1 protein-coding gene is annotated in these 1,850 nt (G+C 66.1%); it reads left to right on the forward strand.

The window, feature by feature from the left end; all coding sequences use genetic code 11:
* The coding region (htpG, locus tag ACXJKH_RS19685; RefSeq protein WP_457321889.1) for a molecular chaperone HtpG at positions 1-1,669 on the forward strand (1,669 nt) is incomplete at its 5' end.
* Positions 1,670-1,850: the final 181 nt, after the last annotated feature.

Raw genomic sequence — 1,850 nt, forward strand, 5'->3', positions numbered from 1 at the left:
CACTCTCACCATCGACGACAACGGCATCGGCATGAGCCGCGAAGACGCCATCGCCCACCTTGGCACCATCGCCAAGTCCGGCACCGGCAACTTCCTGCGCCAGCTCTCCGGAGACCAGAAGAAGGATTCGCAGCTGATCGGCCAGTTCGGCGTCGGCTTCTACAGCGCCTTCATCGTCGCCGACCAKGTCGACGTCTATTCACGCCGCGCCGGCCTGCCTGCGAGCGAGGGCGTGCACTGGTCCTCGCGCGGCGAAGGCGAGTTCGACGTTGAAGCCATCGACAAGCCCGAGCGTGGCACCCGCATCGTCCTGCAGCTCAAGGACGACCAGCAGGACTTCGCCGACGGCTGGCGCCTGCGCAGCATCATCAAGAAGTACTCGGACCATATCGGCCTGCCGATCCAGATGGTCAAGGAACACCACGGCGAGGATGCCCCGGCCGAGGTCGAATGGGAAACCGTCAACCGCGCCAGCGCGCTGTGGACCCGCCCGCGCACCGAGATCACCGACGCCGAGTACCAGGAGTTCTACAAGCACGCCGCGCACGACCACCAGGACGCGCTGGCCTGGAGCCACAACAAGGTCGAAGGCAAGCTCGAGTACACCTCCCTGCTGTACGTCCCCGGCCACGCCCCGTTCGACCTGTACCACCGCGACGCGCCCAAGGGCCTGAAGCTGTACGTCCAGCGCGTGTTCGTGATGGACCAGGCCGAACAGTTCCTGCCGATGTACCTGCGTTTCATCAAGGGCGTGGTCGATTCCAACGACCTGTCCCTGAATGTCTCGCGCGAAATCCTGCAGTCCGGCCCGGTCATCGACTCGATGAAGTCGGCGCTGACCAAGCGCTCGCTGGACATGCTCGACAAGCTCGCCACCGACAAGCCCGAGGTCTATGCCGGCTTCTGGAAGCAGTTCGGCCAGGTGCTCAAGGAAGGCCCCGCTGAGGACTTCAACAACCGCGAGAAGATCGCCGGCCTGCTGCGCTTTGCCTCCACCCATGACGCCAGCGGCGAGCAGAGCGTGTCGCTGGCCGATTACGTCGGCCGCATGATCGACGGCCAGGACAAGATCTACTACCTGACCGGCGACAGCCACACCCAGGTCAAGGACAGCCCGCACCTGGAAGTGTTCCGCAAGAAGGGCATCGAAGTGCTGCTGCTCACCGACCGCATCGACGAATGGCTGATGGGCTACCTGACCGAGTTCGACGGCAAGTCGTTCGCCGACGTCGCCCGTGGCGACCTCGACCTGGGCGCGCTGGAAAGCGCGGAAGACAAGCAGGCGCAGGAGGCCGTGGCCAAGGACAAGCAGGCCCTGGTCGAACGCATCAAGACCGCGCTGGGCGACGACGTGGCAGCCGTGCGCGTCTCGCACCGCCTCACCGATTCCCCGGCGATCCTGGCCATCGGCGAACAGGACCTGGGCATGCAGATGCGCCAGATCCTGGAAGCCAGCGGCCAGAAGGTGCCCGACAGCAAGCCGGTGTTCGAGTTCAACCCCGGCCACCCGTTGATCGGCAAGCTGGACCAGGAAGCGGACAGCGCGCGCTTCGACGACCTCAGCCGGGTGCTGTTCGACCAGGCTGCGCTCGCCGCCGGCGACACACTGAAGGATCCGGCCGCTTACGTGCGCCGGCTCAACAAGCTGCTGCTGGAGTTGTCGGCGTAAGGCGAGGTGTGGCCCAGGTGCCGGCCGCGGGCCGGCATTGGCAACCCGCACGTGCCGACCGCTGACCGCCGGTTGGGAACCCGGTAGTGCCGGCCGCTGGCCGGCTCTTGGGAACCCAGGTAGTGCCGGCCGCTGGCCGGCTTCATGCATGCGCTCCCGAGGCTCATGAGGAGCCGGCCAG

This window comes from Stenotrophomonas sp. P5_B8, from assembly GCF_054049855.1.